Raw genomic sequence first — 19,181 nt, 5'->3', positions numbered from 1 at the left:
TGTCGCGGCATTCCACGCCGATGGCGTGCCCTGTGGATATCGTGGTATTTCGGGGACGCTAACAGCACGAATGGTCAGCGGCAACCGATTGTCCACAGGGTACCGATCATGGTGCAACCGGGGGTTCCCGGCGCGTGTCCTGGACGTGTGGGGCGTCACGGGTGTAAGGCCGGTTTGACCCGCTGTGGAGCGACCACGTACCGTTGAGAGGTCGAGGGTTCTCGACACCTGCCGCATGCCTACGTACGGGTCGCGATCGCGCGCGTACGTCGGCGGGCGGTGGCCGTCGAGCCAGAGACCGTCCAGTACCGATGACCGCGATTGCCTGCGGTCGCAGACACGACACGATGGGGAGCACTCCCGTGACGAAGCGCACCTTCCAGCCGAACAACCGCCGCCGCGCGCGCAAGCACGGCTTCCGCCTGCGGATGCGTACGCGCGCCGGCCGCGCGATCCTGGGGGATCGTCGTCGCAAGGGCCGCGCGCGTCTGTCGGCCTGAGCCGTGCTGGCCGTGCGGTGCTGAGCGCAGTCCATCGCCTGCGCACGAGCGACGACATCCGGACAACCATCAGGCGAGGACGCCGTGCGGGATCCCGCACCGTCCTCGCCCATGGCCGTTTGGGGGCCCGGTCGGAGGGTGATCCGTCGCGGGTCGCGTTCGTGGTCGGCAAGCAGGTCGGCAACGCGGTCACACGCAACACCGTCAAGCGCCGTCTGCGTGCCTTGATGTCCGCACGTCTGAGCGCGTTGCCCGAAGGTTCCGATGTCGTGCTGCGTGCGCTGCCTCCTGCCGCACGTCGCTCGAGTGTCGACCTTGGGCACGATCTCGATCTCGTCCTTGATCGCTTGCACCAGCCGAGGACGACCTCCTGACATGAAGTCCATCCTGATCGGCCTCTTGAAGGCGTACCGGTTCGCCATCAGCCCGTTGTACGGGCAGGTGTGCCGCTACTACCCGTCGTGCTCGGCCTACGCGCTCGGCGCGGTCGAGGAGCACGGTGCGATGCGAGGCAGCTGGATGGCAGTGCGACGTATCGGTCGGTGCCATCCGTGGGCCGCCGGCGGCTACGACCCCGTTCCCCCCCGATCCGCAGCAGGCGGATCTTCCCCGACTCCACCGCGAGGGGTTTGATGTTCGACGCGATCGGCAACTTCTTCGACACCATCATGCAGCCGCTGTACTACGTGGTCTCGGCGATCATGGTGGCGTGGCACTGGCTGCTCAGTGAGATCGGGATGGACCCCGACTCTGGCTGGACGTGGGCACTGTCCATCATCGGTCTGACGATCACGATCCGGATGCTGCTCATCCCGCTGTTCGTGAAGCAGATCAAGGCGAGCCGCAACATGCAGATGCTGCAGCCCAAGATCCGTGAGCTGCAGAAGAAGTACGGCCATGACCGTGAGCGTATGGCCCAGGAGCAGATGAAGCTGTTCCGTGAGGCCAACACGAACCCGTTTGCTTCGTGTCTGCCGCTCATCTTGCAGATGCCGATCTTCTTTGCGCTCTTCCGGGTGATCGACCACGCTGCCCGCGGCAACGCCTACGGTGTCCTCACCGACAGCCAGGCTGAGTCGATCCAGAACGCGACCTTCCTCGGCGTGCAGATCGCGAGCCGGTTCACCGACGACAACGTCCACATCAAGATCGTCACGGCGATCCTCGTCGTCCTGATGACGGCGACCACCTTCCTCACCCAGCGCCAGCTGATGATGAAGAACATGCCGAAGGACGCGCTGTCCGGTCCGTACGCCCAGCAGCAGAAGCTCCTTCTCTATGTGCTCCCGTTCGTGTTCGCCATCGGCGGCATCGCCTTCCCGGTGGGTGTCCTGCTCTACTGGACGACATCGAACGCGTGGACGATGGGTCAGCAGTTCTACGTCATCCGCAACAACCCGGCGCCTGGCACGCCTGCGTTCGAGGCGAAGCGTGAGCGCGACAAGCGGCACGGCAAGCTGAAGGAAGAGCCACTTCCGGAGGTCACGGAGAAGCCGTCCGATGCACCGCGTCGTCAGCAGCCCAAGAAGAAGACACGAGAGCAGCGCAAGAAGGGGAGTGCTCCCCGCGGTCAGGGTCGGACCTCCGGCCCCGACTCTTCAGCGAAGAACGATGACTCCTCGGACTCCGGGTCCGGAGAGGGAGGTGGAAGCGGTGACTGAGACGTCACACGACACGAATGCCCCGGCCACGGAGCCGGACGACGCCGTCCTCGATGCAGATCCCGAGGTCGATGACGCGCCTGAGGACGAGGGTTCACGGAGCAAGCGCGTCGCGCGCCTTGAGAACGAGGGTGATATCGCGGCGGACTTCCTTGAGGAGCTCCTCGACATCGCTGATCTCGATGGCGATCTCGATATGGACGTCGAGGGCAACCGAGCGTCGGTGTCCCTCGTCGGCGGCGACCTGGGGACACTCGTCGGTCGAGACGGCGAAGTCCTCGAGGCTCTTCAGGAGCTGACGAGGCTGGCGGTCTACCGCGAGACCGGTGAGCGGAGCCGCCTGATGCTGGATGTGGACGGGTTCCGCGCACGGCGTCGTGACGTCCTCACGCGACTTGCCGAGGAGAGCATCTCTCAGGTCCGAGACTCCGGTCAGGAGCTTCGACTCGACCCGATGTCGCCGTTCGAGCGGAAGGTCGTCCACGACGCCGTTGCTGCTGCTGGCCTGACGAGCGAGTCGGAGGGCCAGGAGCCCAATCGTCGCGTCGTCATCCTTCCTGGGTGACGTTCACTCATGGATGTTTCACGTGAAACATCGCCACCACCCGAGGCGGCCGCCGTATTCGGCGGTCGCCTCGATCTGGCTCGGCGCTATGTAGACCTTCTTTCGACTGACGGCGTCGTCCGCGGTCTGATTGGCCCACGCGAGGTCCCGCGCATCTGGACCCGCCACGTGGTCAACTGCGCACTGCCCGCGACGGATCTCCCCGCCGGCGCTTCGATCGCTGATGTGGGAAGCGGTGCGGGTCTGCCCGGTCTGGTGTGGGCGATCATGCGTCCAGACGTCAAGATCACGCTCATCGAACCCCTCCTGCGACGAACCACCTTCTTGTCCGAGGTCGTCGACGAGCTCGGTCTCAGCCATGTGGAGGTCAGTCGTGGCCGCGCAGAGGAGATCAAGGAGCAGTACGACATCGTGACATCACGGGCCGTCGCTTCCTTGGGGAAGCTCGTCCGTTGGTCGATGCCGCTGGTGCGGCCCGGCGGCCAGATGCGCGCTATCAAGGGGTCGGCGGCCGAGGCAGAGATCGAGGAGTCACTCTCCACAATCCGCGCGGCGGGTGGGACAAACCCACGAGTCGCGTCGTACGGTGAGGGAGTCGTCGAGACGCCCACGACCATCGTCATCATCGACAAGGCGGGTTAGATGCCAATCCTCCACATCGCGCACGGGCTCGGTTACCCGTGGTGGTCACCCAAGACGGATGCTCTCTCAGACGACGTTCTGCGCACCCCGGTCGGTTGGCAGCGACCGCCTGTTTCACGTGAAACAAAGACCCCTGAGGAGATGGCTGCGTGAGCGAGCCCTACGTACCCCCGATCGTCCCGCGTGCCTCCGATCTCGCTCACTCGGGCGGGCTCGCCACCGACACCCCGCTTGCCCAAGAGGTAGCTGCGTCGCTGCAGCGCCAGCACGATGCCGAGGCTGCCGCGCCGATGCCGCGTCCGCCGGCCACCCGCGTGCTGATCGTCGCGAACCAGAAGGGCGGCGTCGGCAAGACGACGACGACGGTCAACGTGGCGGCAGCGATGGCGACACACGGCCTGCGGGTGTTGGTCATCGACCTCGATCCGCAGGGCAATGCCTCGACGGCGCTGAACGTGGATCACAGCGCGGACACCCCTGGTGTGTACGAGGTGCTGGTGGACGGACAGAAGATCGATGATCTGATCCAGGCGTGCCCGGACGTCGAGAACCTGGATGTCCTCCCGGCGTCGATCGCACTCGCCGGGGCGGAGATCGAGCTTGTCCCGATGGTCGCTCGCGAAACGCGTCTGCGGCGGGCGCTGGACGACTTCCTTGCACGGAACGCGCAGGCTGACCGCCCGTACGACTATGTGTACGTCGACTGCCCGCCGTCGCTCGGCCTTCTCACCGTCAACGCCCTTGCGGCGGCACGTGAGGTCATGATCCCGATTCAGTGCGAGTACTACGCCCTCGAGGGTCTGTCGCAGCTGATCAAGACCGTTGACATGGTCCAGGATCAGCTCAACCCCACGCTGAACCTCAGCACGATCCTCTTGACGATGTACGACGCTCGGACGCGCCTCAGTGCAGGTGTCGCCGACGAGGTTCGCACCTACTTTTCCGACCGCGTGCTCAAGACGGCAATCCCGCGGTCAGTCCGTATCTCCGAGGCGCCGAGCTATCAGCAGACGGTCATCACTTACGACCCGAGCTCGCCCGGGTCGCTGTCCTATCTCGAGGCGGCGCGAGAGATTGCGGAGGCTGCATCGACGCTCGACCTGGGGGATCAGTCATGAGTCAGCAACGACGTGGACTCGGCCGTGGCCTCGGCGCCCTCATTCCCACTGCCCCCGCAGATGTTTCACGTGAAACCACGCAGCCGGCCCCGCTGAGCGAGCACACCGACAACGGCGTGAGCACCTCTCCGTCGTCGGCTGCTGACACTCCGTCCGCAAGCTCATCGACCGGAGACGCCACTCCGGGCGACGCAGCCCTGGACAGCTCGCCCCTGCCGGTGGTCGAGGGGCTCCGACCCGTTGAGGGTGCACGTTTCGCGGAGATCCCGGTCGACCACGTCTCCCCGAACCCGCGGCAGCCGCGCGAGGTGTTCGACGAGGAGGCGATGGCGGAGCTCGTCCACTCGATTCGCGAGATCGGACTGCTCCAGCCGGTCGTCGTCCGGACCGTCGGCGACAACACCTACGAGCTCGTCATGGGCGAGCGTCGTTGGCGCGCGACCAAGGAAGCCGGGCTCGACACGATTCCGGCGATCGTGCGCGATACCTCGGACGAGGACCTCCTGCGCGATGCGCTTCTGGAGAACCTTCATCGCGCACAGCTGAATCCGCTCGAGGAGGCAGCGGCGTACCAGCAGCTCCTCGACGATTTCGGGTGCACGCATGAGGAGCTCGCGACCCGTATCGGACGGTCACGCCCGCAGATCAGCAACACCCTCCGCCTGCTTCGCCTCACTCCGGCGGTGCAACGCCGCGTCGCTGCGGGAGTGCTGAGCGCCGGACACGCGCGGACGCTCGTGGCGGTCGTCGACAGCGTTCGGCAGGAAAGGCTCGCTCAGCGGGTCGTCGCAGAAGGGCTCTCCGTCCGCTCGCTCGAGGAGATCGTCGCGATGGGAGAGGACCTCGCGGACGAGCCCGACCGCCGGCAGCGTCCTCGGCGCATCGTCGCCCCGAGGCTGACGGACCTCGCAGACCGGCTCGCAGACCGCTTCGACACGCGAGTGAAGGTCGACCTCGGCAAGACGAAGGGCAAGATCACGGTCGAGTTCGCGTCGATCGACGACCTCGAGCGCATCGTGACGTTGATGGACCCGGCCAAGCGAGGGAACGATCCAGCGTCGGCATAACGCTGAACCAATGAGGTAATTCGTCTATTTATCGACAAGTAGACTTAGGAAAGTGAGTTCTTGCGGCACTGCTCCGCGAAGGGCGACGACGAAGGGCCCGCACCGTCAGGTGCGGGCCCTTCGTCTGCGGCTGTGAGGTCGTCAGATCAGCTGACGAACGCGTCGAGCTCCTTGAGCAGGAGGCTCTTGGGCTTCGCGCCGATGATCGATTGGACGATCTCACCGTTCTGGTAGACGTTGAGTGTCGGGATCGACGTCACCCGGTACGAAGCCGGGGTCTGCGGGTTCTCGTCGACATTCATCTTGACGATCGTGATCTTGTCGCCGTACTCGGCAGCGATCTCTTCGAGGATCGGCGAGACCTGGCGGCACGGACCGCACCACTCCGCCCAGAAGTCGACGAGCACGGGCTTGTCAGAGCCCAGCACGGTGGTCGGGAACTCGGCGTCAGTGACGGCCTGGATGTTGCCCACGGTTGCTTCTCCTTCGGATTGTCAGACGGCGGGTTCGATGAGTCTGTCTGGTGAAACGCCCTCAGGAGCGAGTCGATTCCCGAGGACCGGCGCTCACGCGGTGGCGAGCTCGGCGTGCTCGAGGTCGGCGATGTAGCGCTCGGCGTCGAGGGCGGCGGAGCAGCCGGTGCCTGCGGCGGTGACCGCCTGGCGGTAGGTGTGGTCGACGAGGTCGCCGGAGGCGAAGACGCCGGGCACATTCGTCCGGGTCGAGCCGGGCTGGACGAGCACGTAGCCCTCGGCATCGAGGTCGACCTGACCCGCGAGCAGCTCGGAGCGCGGATCGTGGCCGATCGCGATGAACAGACCCGTCGCGGGGACGAGGCGCTCCTCGCCGGTCACGGTGTCCTCGAGAACGACACCTTCGAGCGACAGCTCGCCGCGGATCTCCTTGACGGCGGAGTTCCAGGCGAACTCGATCTTGTCGTTCTTGAAGGCGCGTTCCTGCATGATCTTGCTGGCGCGCAGCTCGTCACGGCGGTGGACCAGCGTGACCTTGTCGGCAAAGCGGGTGAGGAAGGTCGCCTCCTCGAGGGCGGAGTCACCGCCGCCGACGACGATGATCTCCTGCTTGCGGAAGAAGAAGCCGTCACATGTGGCGCACCAGCTGACGCCGCGTCCGGACAGCCGGTCCTCACCGTCGATGCCGAGCTTGCGGTAGCCCGAGCCCATCGCGAGGATCACGGCGCGAGCGCGGTGCTCACCGGTCGCCGTACGGACGATCTTGACGTCGCCGGTCAGGTCGACCTCGACGACGTCGTCGGCGACCAGCTCGGCGCCGAAGCGCTCGGCCTGCTGGCGCATGTTGTCCATGAGGGCCGGGCCTTCGATCCCCTCGGGAAAACCGGGGAAGTTCTCGACGTCGGTCGTGTTCATCAGGGCGCCACCGGCGGTGACGGAGCCTTCGAAGACGAGCGGGGAGAGGTTGGCGCGAGCCGTGTACACCGCGGCGGTGTAGCCCGCGGGGCCCGAGCCGATGATGATCACGTTGCGTACGTCAGTGGACATGCTCCGCCTATCGGTCTGCTGTTGCGTGCGGTGTCGGCCGCACTCCACACAACGCATCCTAGGTCGCGGGCATTCCGGCGACGCGGTGCCGTCGGGTGTTGCGGCCCAACGCCGCGGACGACCCGTGCCACCCGGCGGTCACTCCAGGCCGCGGACCGTGACCTCCGCCACCGCACCCTGGAAGATGTCGTTCTCGCGCTCGGGGAGACGGGTGAGCCAGAGCAGCAGGTAGCGCGTGTTGACGGGCTGCGAGAACGACACCGAGGCACCGCTGGGCGCGTCGGCATAGCCGCCGATGCGCTCCATCTGACTGACCTCGGTCGGCGGCTGCGTACGGCCGGGGGCCGCGTACACCCGGAACGACGTCGGCGAGGCGCCAAACAGCACCTGCATCGCCGTCACGTCGCGCGGTCGTCCGAGGTCGATCAGTAGCCCGACACCGTCCTTCAGTCCGCCAAGGTCGTTGCGGCGGTAGTACTCCATGGTGATCCAGGACGTCGCCGGGTCGCCGTCGGTAGCGAGCTCGACGGTGCTGGGGCTCTCCTCTCCGTCGCCGTCCGGCGCCGGGTCAAAGGACTCCACGTCCTTGATCCCGAGGTCGACCACCGCGCGGCTCGCCTCGGGCGCCGGCTCGTCGGCGGGCGGAGTCGGATTGGTCGGAGCTGAGACGCGGCCGAGGATGAAGGTCAGCGACGCCGCGAGAAGGACGACGACGCCGAGCGCGAGCCAGATGAGACCACGCTCGCCCTTGGCTGAACGCCGCACCTTCGACAGGCCCCGCTCGATGGGTGTCGGCGGTGGGGGTGCGAGCGCGGCAGGCCGGGGCTTCGGCGGGTTCACAGCAGGCGGAGGCTCACCGGCCCCCGTACGGACCGGGTCGTGGCGGTAGAGGTCGGGTGAGGAGCTGGGAGTGACCTCGGGGTCGACAGGCTCCTCCTCGCCGGTGATCGCCAGCTCGAGCGCCACGTCGCGGGCGCTGCGCAGCGGCGGGCGGTGGTGGCGCGGCGGGCGCCCGAGGATCCGGTCGCAGACCGTGTCGACGTCGTGCGAGACACCTGCCCTGACCTGTCGCGGACGCAGGACACGGCCGTGCTCACTCGGGGCAGGTGCGAGCAGCTCGTCGCCGCCGGGGTAGCGCCCGGTCAGACACGCGTACAGGATCTTGCCGAGCGCCTCGACGTCGAGCTGCTCGGCGTAGCCCACGTCGGCGTCGTCCACGTCGTGGTGGGCCGAACGCAGGGCGTGGTCGGTGGCGAGCCCGATGATGCGGATGCCGCCATTCTCCTTGAGAAGCACCGTCGCCGGGCGCAGATGGCGGTGATAGACGCCGGCATCGTGGGCGTGCGCGAACGCGTCGGCGAGCTCGAGGGTGACTGTCGTCGAGCGCGCGTTGGTCAGCGTCGACGGCCCGAGCACGTGGTCGAGCGAGACGGCGCGCGCCCACTCACGGACGAGATAGGTGTGTCCGTGGTCGCCCTCGACGATGTCGAGCACCTGCAGGAAACGTGGGTCGGAGACCGCGGTCGACCGACCGGCCGCGAGCACGAACGCAGTCGCACGGCGGTCGTCGGCACGCACCGCCTGGATGCCGACGTTGCGGTCGAGGACGGTGTCGTACGCCTTCCACGTCACCGCGCCGTCCGACTCCTTGATGAGGTCGTCGAGGCGGTAGCGACCCGTGAGCAGGGTCCCCGAACTCAGTGCCGCGGTCTGGTCCACGCCTTATGCTATCCAGGTCGGGGCGCGTGCTTGCACCACCGCGTGGTCAGCGACGCAGAACGGTCCTCACGACCGAGGTCACCTCGCGGATCCGCAGCAGGGACGCGGCCGCCAGATAGGTCACGGCGCCGAGCCCGCCGAACAGCACGAGCGCGAACAGCGCGTCGAGCTTGCCGTCGCCGTCCAGCCCCAGCGGGCCGGCGAGCAGTGCGGCGGAGCCGAGGATCACCGCCCCTGCGAGCACGCAGGCGGTGACCAGACGCACGACGAACCCGACGGCGCTCCAGTCGACGACCGGCCCGATCCGTCGCGACAGCATCGAGATCGCGAGCAGAGAGCCGACCAGGTAGGCGGCTCCGTACGAGAGCGCGAGCACGGCCGAGATCGCGTTCGGCTCGACCTGGGACGCCAGCGTGATCGCGAGCCCAATGTTGACGGCGGCGAGCACGATCTGCAGGAAGAACGGCGTACGGGTGTCCTCGAGGGCGTAGAAGCCGCGCAGGCTCATGTAGTGCAACGAGAAGAAGATGATCGCCGGAGCGAACGCCGCGATCGTGGCCGACACCGTCTCGGTGTTGCCGGCCATCGCACCCCACGATGCCACCACGGTGCCGAGCGGACCCGACAGCGCGAACACCGCGACCGCGATCGGGGCGATCAGCGCCAGGACGAGACGGATGTTGTTGCGGATCTCTGCGCGCATCCGGACGAAGTCCGCCTCGGCAGCGAGCCGCGAGATCAGCGGCATCGTCGCGGTCACGAGGGACACGGTGATGACCCCGTGCGGGACCTGGGTGATGAGGAACGCGCTCGAGTACACCGTGGTGCCGGCCGGGTCGGGGTCGCCGTTGGCCGCGGCGAGCAGGCCCGCGCTCGAGCCGATGCGGGTGACGACGACGAACATCACCTGGTTGACCAGGATGAACGCCAGCGTCCACGCGCCGAGCTTGAGAGTGTGGCCGAGCCCGACACCGCGGAAGTCGAACCGCGGCCGGTAGTGGAAGCCGGCTGCCTTCAGGTACGGGAGGAGGATCAGGGCCTGGACGGCGATGCCGACCGTCGACCCGACACCGAGCATCAGCTCCTGCCCACTGGTGAACCCGTCGGAGCCGTTGCTCCCGCCGTACACGACGAGGTAGGTCCCGAGGACCGCGCACGAGATGACGTTGTTGGCGATCGGCGCCCACATCATCGGCCCGAAGCGACCACGCGAGTTGAGAATCTGGCCGACCAGCACGAATGCGCCGTAGAAGAAGATCTGCGGGAGGCAGTAGCGCATCAGCGTGTACGCCGAGGCGAGCGCGCCCTCGTTGCCCGGGTCGAACAGCATGCCGTCGAAGACGAGCCGGACCAGCAACGGCGCGAACACGACCAGGACCACCGTGGCGATCCCGAGGACGAGGAGGCCGAGCGTGATGATGCGCTGGGCGTACGCCTCTCCGCCGTCGGCGTCGTTCTTCATCGCCCGCACGAGCTGCGGGACGAGGACGACGTTGAAGATGCCGCCGGCGAGCAGGATGTAGAGGGCGTTGGGGATCGTGTTGGCACCGGTGAAGATGTCGGCGTTCAGGCTGCTGCCGATCGCCGCGAAGATGAGTGCCGATCGGACGAACCCGGACAAGCGAGACACGATGGTCCCGGCGGCCATGAGGACGCTCGCCGAGAGCAGGCCCGTCGAGGTGCGACGTTCCGCCTCCGCGACGGCCTCGCTGGTCTGGGTCACCTCCTGGACCGCGTCGGCCTCAGCGGCCAGGAACGGCGCATCCTCGGCGGTGGCCGTCTGCGCCGGCGTGGGTGCGGGCCTGCCCGACCTCCGGTCGCGGCGCGAGAGCCTGTGCTTGCTCATGCGTCTGTCTCCTGCTCCGACCGGGCCGGCTCAGTGCTGCTCGCGGGCTCGACTGTCGGATCGGGCTCGGCGTCACCCTCGAGCTCGCCCTCGGTCTCGTCATGGAGCGTCTCGACCTTGCGCCCCTTGACGACTCGGCGAACGACAGCGATGACGACCAGCAGCATGGCGAGGCCGAAGAAGAACCAGATCACCCGACCGACCACGCTCGAGCGGACCGTGAAGCGGGCCGGCTCGCTCAGCTCGCTGCCGCCGGACGTCACCAGTGCGGCCGTGAACGTGGTCGTCGTCGCCTGCCCCACGTCGGCCGAGACGGTGATCGTGACGCTCTGGCCTGCCGAGATCTGCTGCGGAGCGATGTCCTCGATCCGGGCGCTCGCGTCGTCGGAGGTGAAGCGCACACCGACGGTGACCGGTGACGACAGGCTGTTGGTGATCGTGATCGGGAACCGACCTGAGGAGCCCGAGAGGGTGACGAACGAGGACGCCGAGACGCTCACCCGATCGAGGACCCGCTCGACCGACGCAGCCTGCGCCTCGGCGTGCTGGACACCACGCGTACGAGCGCCGCGCCAGTCTTGGGAGACCGCCAACGACGCGCTCTGGGCGTAGAAGACGTCACGCCCGACGTCGTCGCCGAGGAGCTCGCTCACCACGCTCCCGCTGTCGACGATGCGTGCCGCCGCGGCGACCTGCTCCTCGGTGATCGGGCGTTGGTTGGTGCGCGGGGGCAACGCGATGCGGCCCGTCCACCGACGGCTGCCCGAGCCGAGCAGCGCGTCGGCGGCCACGGGGCGTATCCACGCCGCGTCGAACACGTCGTGGAACTGCGCACGCGCCCACTCGCTGCCCGGGTCGAACGACGCGGACGGGAGGACGACGATCCGCCGCGAGCTGTCGCCCAGCGCGCCGAGTGCCGCGCGTGAGGCGATCCGCTGCCGCAGGGCGAGCGTCGGGTTGGTGGCCGACGACACGGCCTGGAGTCCCGGGTCGACGACGACGACGTCCATCGGCGCGCCACCGACCTCTGCGCGCAGCGCCGTGCCGTCGTCAGGCGTCCAGCCGGGGAGGACCTCGGGGGAGAGAATCGCCAGCTCCGTGCCGAGCTGTCGGGAGCCTGCGAGCCGGCTGGCGTTGCTGATGCCGTTGGGCGGCCAGGAGACCGTGCGCGCCGTGATCCCGAACTGCGCAAGCGTTGCCTGTGTCGCCGTCGTGGCCGCCTCGACGACGGTCGCGCCGGACTCGCCCGCGCTGCGCCGGGTGATCGCGAACGAGTCGGGCCGGCCGTACGGAACCGCCCATACGGGGTGGCGCTGGGCGTACGACACCAGGTCCGTGAGGAACGTCGCCACACGCTGCCGCGCGCCGCTGGTCTCCGGCTGCGCTTCGGGATCGGCCTGCTCCGGCGCGTCGGCGTCGGGGGACGGCGTCGGCTCGCCTTCGGGGACGTACAGCGCCGTCCCGCCGGGCCCGCCCTGACGGTTCGGGCCGTACGAGTCGGCGGCGATGTCCCGCAGGGCGTCGAGCAGCGCGGGGTCGAGCAGCACCGTCGACGGGGACGAGTCGTCCGAGCGTGCCAGGTCGAGCAGGCGCCGCAGCCTGCCACCGGGGGAGACCGACTGGACCAGCCCGGCGGTGTCGACGTACCGGTTGCGCTCGTCGCGCTGAACGGGCGCAATGAACGGCCACACCATCGACACCCGCGCGGCCGCCGCAGCCGCGTCGCCGACGAACGGGATGCTCGTGTAGGACCGACCGACGGCGTCCGGTGACCGGGTGCCGTCCGGGCCGGTGGCGAGCACGTGCACCCCCACCGGATAGACGCCCTCGGAGGTCACTCGCAGCTCGGCGTACCGCACCTGGAGCTGGAAGGTGGTGGTGTCGCCCGGAGCCAGGTCACCGGCCGCGACGACCGCGCCACCGCTCGTGTGGCGGGTGCCGGTGACCTCGGCCGACGGGTGTCCGAGCGCCTCGTCGAGGTCGGCCGCATCGTCGAGCGGCACCGACGGCATCACGAGGTGCACGCGCAGCCGGCTCCAGGCCTTCGACGACGGATTCGTGATCCGCCCGCTGATCGTCAGCGTGTCGCCCTCCGACAGCGTGGCCGGAGAAAGCGCGTCGATCGTGACGGCGAGCCGGTCGGCATCGGCGGCGCGGGCGGGGGCGACGACCGTGGCGGTCGGGAGCAGCGCTGCGAGCACGGCGATCAGCGCGGTCGCCAGCAGCCCCCGTACGGCGCCGCGGTGCGCGGGACGGGAGGAGCAAGCTTCGGCGCGTGTCATCGGGGCAATGCTAGAGCGACCGGTCGAATCGGCGGACCCAGCCACTGTCAAGGCCGCACCGTAGAATGGCGGGTCATGGCCACAGCCTCCCCTTCCCCCGCGCTGCACGATCCCGGGGCAGCACTCACCGACCGTCTCGTCGCGGCCCCCGAGGTCCTCGAGCTGGCCCGCCGCTTCAGTGAGGCCGGTCACACGTTGGCCCTGGTCGGCGGCCCTGTGCGTGACGCCGTCCTCGGGCGGCCGACCCAGGACTGGGACGTCACGACCTCTGCTCGCCCTGACGACACCGAGCGCATTCTCGACGGGTGGGCCGACGCGACGTGGGACGTCGGCCGTGAGTACGGCACCATCGCCGCGCGCAAGGGCGACCTCCAGATCGAGGTCACGACCTACCGCAGTGAGGAGTACGACATCTCCTCACGCAAGCCGCACGTCTCGTACGGTGACTCCCTGGAGGGCGACCTCTCGCGACGCGACTTCACGGTGAACGCGATGGCGTACCTCCTCGAGTCCGGGACGTTCGTCGATCCCTTCGGCGGCCTCGCCGACCTCGACGCGCGGCTCCTCCGGACGCCGGTGTCGCCGACCCAGTCGTTCGACGACGATCCGCTGCGCATGATGCGGGCCGCGCGCTTCGTCGCGCAGCTCGGCTTCACCCCGGTCGAGGAGGTCGTGGCGGCGATGACGGCGATGGCCGAGCGGATCACCATCGTGTCGGCCGAGCGCGTGCGCGACGAGCTCAACAAGACGCTGCTCGCCGACCACCCGCGCGACGGCCTCACGCTGCTCGTCGACACGGGCATCGCCGAGTACGTGCTCCCCGAGCTCCCCGCGCTGCGTCTCGAGCGCGACGAGCACCACCGCCACAAGGACGTGTACGACCACTCGTTGACGGTCCTCGAGCAGGCGATCGCGCTCGAGGAGCGGCTCCCCGGCGGCGGGCCGGACCTGGTGGCCCGGCTCGCGGCGCTGCTGCACGACATCGGCAAGCCCAAGACACGCCGCTTCGCCGACGACGGCTCGGTCACCTTCCATCACCACGACGTCGTCGGGGCCAAGCTCGCCCGCAAACGGCTGCGCGAGCTGCGCTACTCCAACGAGGTCGTCGACGAGGTCACCACGCTCGTCGAGCTGCACCTGCGATTCCACGGGTACGGCACCGGTGAGTGGACGGACTCCGCGGTGCGGCGGTATGTCCGCGACGCCGGAGACCAGCTCGAGCGGCTCCACGTGCTCACCCGCGCCGACTCGACCACGCGCAACCGCCGCAAGGCCGAGCGGCTCCAGCGCACCTACGACGACCTGGAGCAGCGCATCGCCGTGCTCGCGGAGGCCGAGGAGCTCGACAAGATCCGCCCCGACCTCGATGGCAACCAGATCATGGGGATCCTCGGCGTCGGACCGGGCAAGGTGGTCGGCGAGGCGTACCGGTTCCTCATGGACCTCCGTCTGGACCGCGGCCCCCTCGGCGAGGACGCGGCACGCGAGGCGCTCCTCGCGTGGTGGGCCGCCCGCGAGGGCGGCGTCAGCTGAGCGTCGCCCGGTACGCCAGCTGCGGGTAGTCGACGACGACGCCGTCGCGGTCCACGGTGAGGTCGCCGACGAAGTCACGGCTCGCGCTCGCGTACCGTACGACCGCGTGGCCGGCCTCCTCGTCGTACGGGGCGACCGTCCCGTAGCGCTGCTCGCTGCGGATCACCGCGAGCGACGGCAGGTCGACCCACGCCATCACGTGCGCGATCTCGGGTCCGGGCGGTGCGGTCACGAGGCTGTGGCGCAGGATCGGCATCGTGTTCGTGACCGGGCACAGCGCGACGTCGCAGTCGAGCGCTCCGGCCACAGACTCCGGGTCGGCGAGTCCGGGCGCCTCGGCGGGACCGCCGTCGCCGTGCTGCTCCGCGAGGCCGGTCCACGCGTCGCCGTCACGGACGAGGGCGAGGCGGCGCGACCAGCCGGTTCCGTGGACGCTGACGTCGAGTCGGCGCGTCACCCAGTCGTCGCCGGTGACGAGCGACCACGCGGCGACGTACGACGACGCGCGCGAGGTGCCTCGGGCGATCAGGGTCCGGTCGTCGAGCGCAAGGGTCGCCGCCTCCACCCGCTCGGGGTCGTCCTCGGCACCGGTCCAGGTCACGTTGCGCAGCGTTCGTCCGTCCACGTCATGACCATGGCATCGCGGGCCGCGCGTCGCTAGTCTGGCGTCCGCGGGGGACGCGCGAGAGGACCACGGTGGCCGGACGGCATGCTGCTCCGAGCCGTGCCGAGCCTGCGACCCCGCACGCCGGCACGGATGCCGACCTGCCCGCGTCGGAGGACCCGCCCACCCGCCCTGAGCGCTCGTCCCGCGCTGCGACGGCGGCGGGTGGGCGGCGTGCGCAGACCAGGAGGCGGGGCGCCGGACGGGGCGCTGGACGGGGCGCTGGACGGGGCGAAAGCCCGGGCCCGCGCCGGCCTCGGTTCCGCCGCGTGCGACGCCTCGCCGTCCTCGTTCTCGTGGTCGCGATGGCCGTCCCTGCCGTGCGCTACGTCCTGGACGAGCGGGAGCGCGCTGCCCACGAGGCCGCCGTCGCGCGCGCGATCGCGCAGGAGGTCGACAAGCGCGCCTCGCACGAGGCCGCCGAGGTCCGCAGCAGCCGGGGGATGAGCGAGGCCGGTCGTGCGGTCGCCGAGCGGATGCTGATCCTCACCTCCTGCGCGTCCACCGGATCGCAGCCCTCGGGCCCGAACGGCCGCCTGCCAGCCTCGGCGCTGTGCACGGTGCCGCCGTCCGGCACCGAGCTGCGTGCTGACGCCGCCGAGGCCTGGGCGAGCCTGCAGGAGGCCTTCAAGGAGGCGCACGGACGCTATCCGTGTGTGAACAACGGCTACCGCAGCTATGCGCAGCAGGCCAAGATGCACGCCTCGAACCCGGGCATGGTCGCACCGCCGGGCACCAGCAACCACGGTCTCGGCCTCGCGCTCGACCTCTGCACGAACAGCGACGGCCAGGCTGGGACGGCGGCATGGGCGTGGATGGATGCCCACGCCTCGGCGTTCGGCTGGGACATCCCGTACTGGGCGCGCCCCGGCGGCTCACGACCGGAGCCGTGGCACTGGGAGTACGTCGCGTCCGGCGACCGCGTGTCCTGACCGCGGTTCACGCCACGAGCAGCGCTGCCAGGGCGGCACCGGCGACGTACGTGATGTTGTTGAGGACGTCGTAGAGCACGAAGACGCGGCCGAGGTACTGCTCGTCGACCTCGCGCTGCACCACCGTGTCGGTACGGATCTTCCACACCTGGTGGACGAGCCCGAACGCGAACGCCTGCACGAACCACGCCGTGACCGTCCCGCCCCCGACCAGCGCGGGCGCCGTGAGCAGGGTGAGCCCGACCGCTCCCGCGACGACGGTCCAGCGACCGATCCCGAGCCGGTGCGCGAGCCACGGGGTGCTGACGGCACCCAGCGCGAACCCTGCCGCGACACCGGCCGCCGCCACCGCAGCCTCCGCGTCGTCACCTCGCCCCGCCGTCGCCGCGAAGGCCAGCAGGGTGAACCCGCCGTACGCGACCCGCAGTGCGCCGAACGTGAGCAGTGCGGCGCTCGCGCGGCGGCGGCTCCACAGGTGGGCGAGGGCATCGGCGAGGTCACGCAGCACGTCACCGGGGCGCGGCGGACGGCTGCCGGCGTCCGGGCCGAGCGCGGCCCGACCGAACCCCCTGGCGAGGAGCGACGCCGTGACCGTCAGCAGCGTGCTCGCGACGAGGACGACGGGCGAGCCGGCGCCGAGCGCGAGCAGCAGCGCCCCGGCGCCGAGCCCGGTCGCGTGCGCCGTCGCCCCGAGCGTCGGGCCGACGGTGTTGGCGTCGACGAGGCGGTCCTGCGCCACCACGTGCGGGACGCTCGCCGACAGGCAGGCGAGCAGCAGCCGGGCGAACCCGAGCGCGACGAGGACCAGGACGTACACGGGCCAGTCGGCACGCTCGGCCGACAGCCACGCAACGAGGGCGACAGAGGCAACGACCCCGGCCCGTACGGCCTGGGCGGTGACCAGGATGCTGCGGCGCAGCCACCGGTCGAGCACCAGCGAGACGAACGGGGCGAGCACGCTGAACGGCAGCAGCACAATCGCGAGCACGAGCACGAACCGTCCCGACGAGCGCTGTGCCTCGGGTGACAGCAGCACCAGCCACGCGAGACCCGCCTGGAACAGACCGTCGCCAGCCTGGCTCGCCACGCGGACGCCGAGGAGCCGGACGAAGCCGCGGGTCCACAGGCTGGTGCGCACGCGCTCACTATCTCAGCGGCACCGGGAACGCCGAACGGCGCGGACCCGACCAGGGATCCGCGCCGTTGGGCGTGGTTTCGACAGGCTCAACCAGCGTGGTGTCAGCGCTCTTCGGTGCCGGCGATGAACGCCTCGAGCTTGGCACGCCCGAGATCGTCCGGACGCTGCACCGGCGGGGACTTCATCAGGTACGACGAGGCCGAGATCAGCGCGCCGCCGATGCCGCGATCCTTGGCGATCTTGGCCGCACGGATCGCGTCGATGATGATGCCGGCGGAGTTCGGGGAGTCCCAGACCTCGAGCTTGTACTCGAGGCTCAGGGGGACGTCACCGAACGCGCGACCCTCGAGACGGACGTACGCCCACTTGCGGTCGTCGAGCCACTGGACGTAGTCCGACGGGCCGATGTGGACGTTCTTGTCGTCGATCTTGCCGGCGAGCGGACCGTTGAGGTTCGAGGTGACGGCCTGCGTCTTCGAGATCTTCTTGGACTCCAGGCGATCACGCTCGAGCATGTTCTTGAAGTCCATGTTGCCGCCGACGTTGAGCTGGTACGTCCGGTCCAGCGTCACGCCGCGGTCCTCGAACAGCTTGGCCATCACGCGGTGGGTGATGGTCGCGCCGACCTGGCTCTTGATGTCGTCGCCGATGATCGGGACGCCCGCGTCCTCGAACTTCTTGGCCCACTCGGGGTCGGAGGCGATGAACACCGGCAGGGCGTTGACGAAGGCGACGCCCGCGTCGATCGCGCACTGCGCGTAGAACTTGTCGGCGGCGTCCGAGCCCACCGGCAGGTACGACACGAGGACGTCTGCCTTCGTGTCCTTGAGCACCTGCACCACGTCGACCGGCTCGGCGTCGGACTGCTCGATGGTCTCGAGGTAGTACTTGCCGAGCCCGTCGAGGGTGTGGCCGCGCTGCACGGTCACACCGGTCGGCGGGACGTCGGCGATCTTGATGGTGTTGTTCTCGCTGGCCTGCGTCGCCTCGGCGAGGTCGAACCCGACCTTCTTGGCATCGACGTCGAACGCTGCGACGAACTCGACGTCCTTGACGTGGTACTCACCGAACTGGACGTGCATGAGGCCAGGAACGGTGCCCTCAGGATCAGCGTCCTTGTAGTACTCGACGCCCTGGATGAGCGACGTGGCACAGTTGCCGACGCCCACGATCGCTACGCGTACCGAACCCATGGGGTCCTCCTCCTCGGGGGCCGCTGGCCCCGCTCTCTCGTCCTAGCCACCGTTGTCCGGCGGCGATGTCTTCGATCTCGTCTGGTCCCACGGTCCGCCCGGCTGCTTGCCGGAGCGCTCCGCGTCGATCAGACCGGTCAGCCAGCGCACCTCGCGCTCGACCGACTCAAGGCCGTGGCGCTGCAGCTCCAACGTGTAGGCGTCGAGCCGTTCACGATTGCGCTGTGCCGTGCTGCGCACACGTTCGAGCCGCTCCTCGAGGCGACTCCTTCGTCCCTCGAGGATGCGCACACGGGTACGGGAATCGGTGCGCGAGAAGAAGGCGAAGTGGATGCCGAAGGTCTCGTCCTCCCACGACGAGGGGCCCGACGCCGACAGCAGGTCGCTGAAGTGCTCCTTGCCCTCGGCGGTGAGCCGATAGACGATCTTTCCCCGCCGTCCCCGTGCTGCCACGGCCGTCTCGGCAGGGTCGTCGGCCACGATGTAGCCCTTCTTGCCGAGCACCTTCAGGCACGGGTAGAGCGTGCCGTAGGACAGCACCCGAGACCACCCGAGCAGGGCGTTGAGCTCCTTGCGCAGCTCGTACCCGTGCATTGGGGTGTCATGGAGCAGCCCGAGTACGGCGAACTCGAGTGCAGCACCGCGCCTGGCCACGACGACCCCCTTCGCATTCCTCCTCGGCAGCCGGTCTCGACTGCCGATTGGATATATCGTTGCGATACATCGAACCAGATGTCAATGCGTGCTCGTGACACCGGGTCCGTGGCGCGGGGGTTTTGGTTCAACCTCGAAGTTGGGCAC

19 protein-coding genes are annotated in these 19,181 nt (G+C 69.1%); 10 read left to right on the top strand and 9 right to left on the bottom strand.

The features are described from left to right. The first annotated feature begins 362 nt into the window (after positions 1 to 362). From rpmH to H4N58_RS20235, 8 genes are all read left to right on the top strand, one after another. Entirely contained in the window at positions 363 to 500 is a 138-nt protein-coding gene (gene rpmH, locus H4N58_RS20270) for a 50S ribosomal protein L34 (protein WP_182397207.1), read from the top strand. A 17-nt stretch (positions 501 to 517) separates the two neighbouring features. Next, positions 518 to 874 carry a ribonuclease P protein component gene (gene rnpA, locus H4N58_RS20265; RefSeq protein ID WP_167249616.1) on the top strand — a complete coding sequence of 119 codons (357 nt, stop codon included), beginning with the start codon at positions 518 to 520 and terminating at the stop codon, positions 872 to 874. 1 nt (position 875) lies between these two features. After that, positions 876 to 1,133 carry a membrane protein insertion efficiency factor YidD gene (gene yidD / locus H4N58_RS20260; protein ID WP_167000730.1) on the top strand — a complete coding sequence of 86 codons (258 nt, stop codon included), beginning with the start codon at positions 876 to 878 and terminating at the stop codon, positions 1,131 to 1,133. Then, positions 1,133 to 2,161, top strand: a complete 1,029-nt coding sequence (gene yidC, locus H4N58_RS20255; protein ID WP_167000728.1) for a membrane protein insertase YidC — start codon at positions 1,133 to 1,135, stop codon at positions 2,159 to 2,161. The genes yidD and yidC overlap by 1 nt, the downstream gene beginning before the upstream one ends. A 136-nt stretch (positions 2,162 to 2,297) precedes the next feature. Next, entirely contained in the window at positions 2,298 to 2,726 is a 429-nt protein-coding gene (locus tag H4N58_RS20250) for a R3H domain-containing nucleic acid-binding protein (RefSeq protein WP_243845068.1), read from the top strand. A gap of 9 nt (positions 2,727 to 2,735) precedes the next feature. Further along, positions 2,736 to 3,368, top strand: coding sequence for a 16S rRNA (guanine(527)-N(7))-methyltransferase RsmG (gene rsmG, locus H4N58_RS20245; protein ID WP_167249618.1), 633 nt, complete (start codon positions 2,736 to 2,738; stop codon positions 3,366 to 3,368). Between the two features lie 149 nt (positions 3,369 to 3,517). Next, on the top strand, positions 3,518 to 4,486 hold the full coding sequence (locus tag H4N58_RS20240) for a ParA family protein (RefSeq protein ID WP_370465454.1): 969 nt from the start codon (positions 3,518 to 3,520) through the stop codon (positions 4,484 to 4,486). Then, positions 4,483 to 5,553, top strand: coding sequence for a ParB/RepB/Spo0J family partition protein (locus H4N58_RS20235; protein ID WP_167249620.1), 1,071 nt, complete (start codon positions 4,483 to 4,485; stop codon positions 5,551 to 5,553). The genes H4N58_RS20240 and H4N58_RS20235 overlap by 4 nt, the downstream gene beginning before the upstream one ends. 146 nt (positions 5,554 to 5,699) lie before the next feature. Here H4N58_RS20235 and trxA read toward each other — a convergent pair whose 3' ends face one another. From trxA to H4N58_RS20210, 5 genes are all read right to left on the bottom strand, one after another. Next, the gene (trxA, locus tag H4N58_RS20230; protein ID WP_279587717.1) at positions 5,700 to 6,026 is read right to left on the bottom strand and encodes a thioredoxin; all 327 of its coding nucleotides are present in this window, start codon (positions 6,024 to 6,026) and stop codon (positions 5,700 to 5,702) included. Between the two features lie 93 nt (positions 6,027 to 6,119). After that, complete coding sequence (gene trxB / locus H4N58_RS20225) at positions 6,120 to 7,073, bottom strand: thioredoxin-disulfide reductase (RefSeq protein ID WP_182397125.1); 954 nt, start codon at positions 7,071 to 7,073, stop codon at positions 6,120 to 6,122. A gap of 138 nt (positions 7,074 to 7,211) precedes the next feature. Next, positions 7,212 to 8,792, bottom strand: a complete 1,581-nt coding sequence (locus tag H4N58_RS20220; protein ID WP_167000720.1) for a hypothetical protein — start codon at positions 8,790 to 8,792, stop codon at positions 7,212 to 7,214. 46 nt (positions 8,793 to 8,838) lie between these two features. Continuing rightward, positions 8,839 to 10,638: a murein biosynthesis integral membrane protein MurJ gene (gene murJ / locus H4N58_RS20215; protein ID WP_167000718.1), complete on the bottom strand. Its 1,800-nt coding sequence runs from the start codon at positions 10,636 to 10,638 to the stop codon at positions 8,839 to 8,841. Then, positions 10,635 to 12,920, bottom strand: a complete 2,286-nt coding sequence (locus tag H4N58_RS20210) for a DUF6049 family protein (RefSeq protein WP_167000716.1) — start codon at positions 12,918 to 12,920, stop codon at positions 10,635 to 10,637. The genes murJ and H4N58_RS20210 overlap by 4 nt, the downstream gene beginning before the upstream one ends. 75 nt (positions 12,921 to 12,995) lie before the next feature. Between H4N58_RS20210 and H4N58_RS20205 the strand changes: the two genes are divergently transcribed. After that, positions 12,996 to 14,453 carry a CCA tRNA nucleotidyltransferase gene (locus tag H4N58_RS20205; RefSeq protein ID WP_167000714.1) on the top strand — a complete coding sequence of 486 codons (1,458 nt, stop codon included), beginning with the start codon at positions 12,996 to 12,998 and terminating at the stop codon, positions 14,451 to 14,453. On the opposite strand, the gene H4N58_RS20200 is transcribed toward H4N58_RS20205, so the two are convergent. After that, complete coding sequence (locus H4N58_RS20200; RefSeq protein WP_208322855.1) at positions 14,446 to 15,078, bottom strand: putative glycolipid-binding domain-containing protein; 633 nt, start codon at positions 15,076 to 15,078, stop codon at positions 14,446 to 14,448. The genes H4N58_RS20205 and H4N58_RS20200 overlap by 8 nt on opposite strands. Positions 15,079 to 15,386: 308 nt before the next feature. On the opposite strand from H4N58_RS20200, the gene H4N58_RS20195 reads away from it, so the two are divergent. Further along, a complete protein-coding gene (locus H4N58_RS20195; RefSeq protein WP_167000712.1) occupies positions 15,387 to 16,049 on the top strand; it encodes a D-alanyl-D-alanine carboxypeptidase family protein in 663 nt (220 codons plus the stop codon). A 7-nt stretch (positions 16,050 to 16,056) separates the two neighbouring features. Here the strand turns inward: H4N58_RS20195 and H4N58_RS20190 are convergent, their stop codons facing one another. From H4N58_RS20190 to H4N58_RS20180, 3 genes are all read right to left on the bottom strand, one after another. Beyond that, positions 16,057 to 17,187, bottom strand: coding sequence for an MFS transporter (locus tag H4N58_RS20190; RefSeq protein ID WP_167249622.1), 1,131 nt, complete (start codon positions 17,185 to 17,187; stop codon positions 16,057 to 16,059). A 101-nt stretch (positions 17,188 to 17,288) separates the two neighbouring features. Continuing rightward, complete coding sequence (locus H4N58_RS20185; RefSeq protein WP_167000708.1) at positions 17,289 to 18,380, bottom strand: inositol-3-phosphate synthase; 1,092 nt, start codon at positions 18,378 to 18,380, stop codon at positions 17,289 to 17,291. 42 nt (positions 18,381 to 18,422) lie between these two features. Beyond that, a complete protein-coding gene (locus H4N58_RS20180) occupies positions 18,423 to 19,034 on the bottom strand; it encodes a PadR family transcriptional regulator (RefSeq protein WP_167000706.1) in 612 nt (203 codons plus the stop codon). Positions 19,035 to 19,181: the final 147 nt, after the last annotated feature.

This window comes from Mumia sp. ZJ1417 (genome assembly GCF_014127285.1).
GTDB lineage: Bacteria > Actinomycetota > Actinomycetes > Propionibacteriales > Nocardioidaceae > Mumia.
Note: the sequence above shows the minus strand (reverse complement) of the source record. Positions and strands in the feature narration are given on the sequence as shown.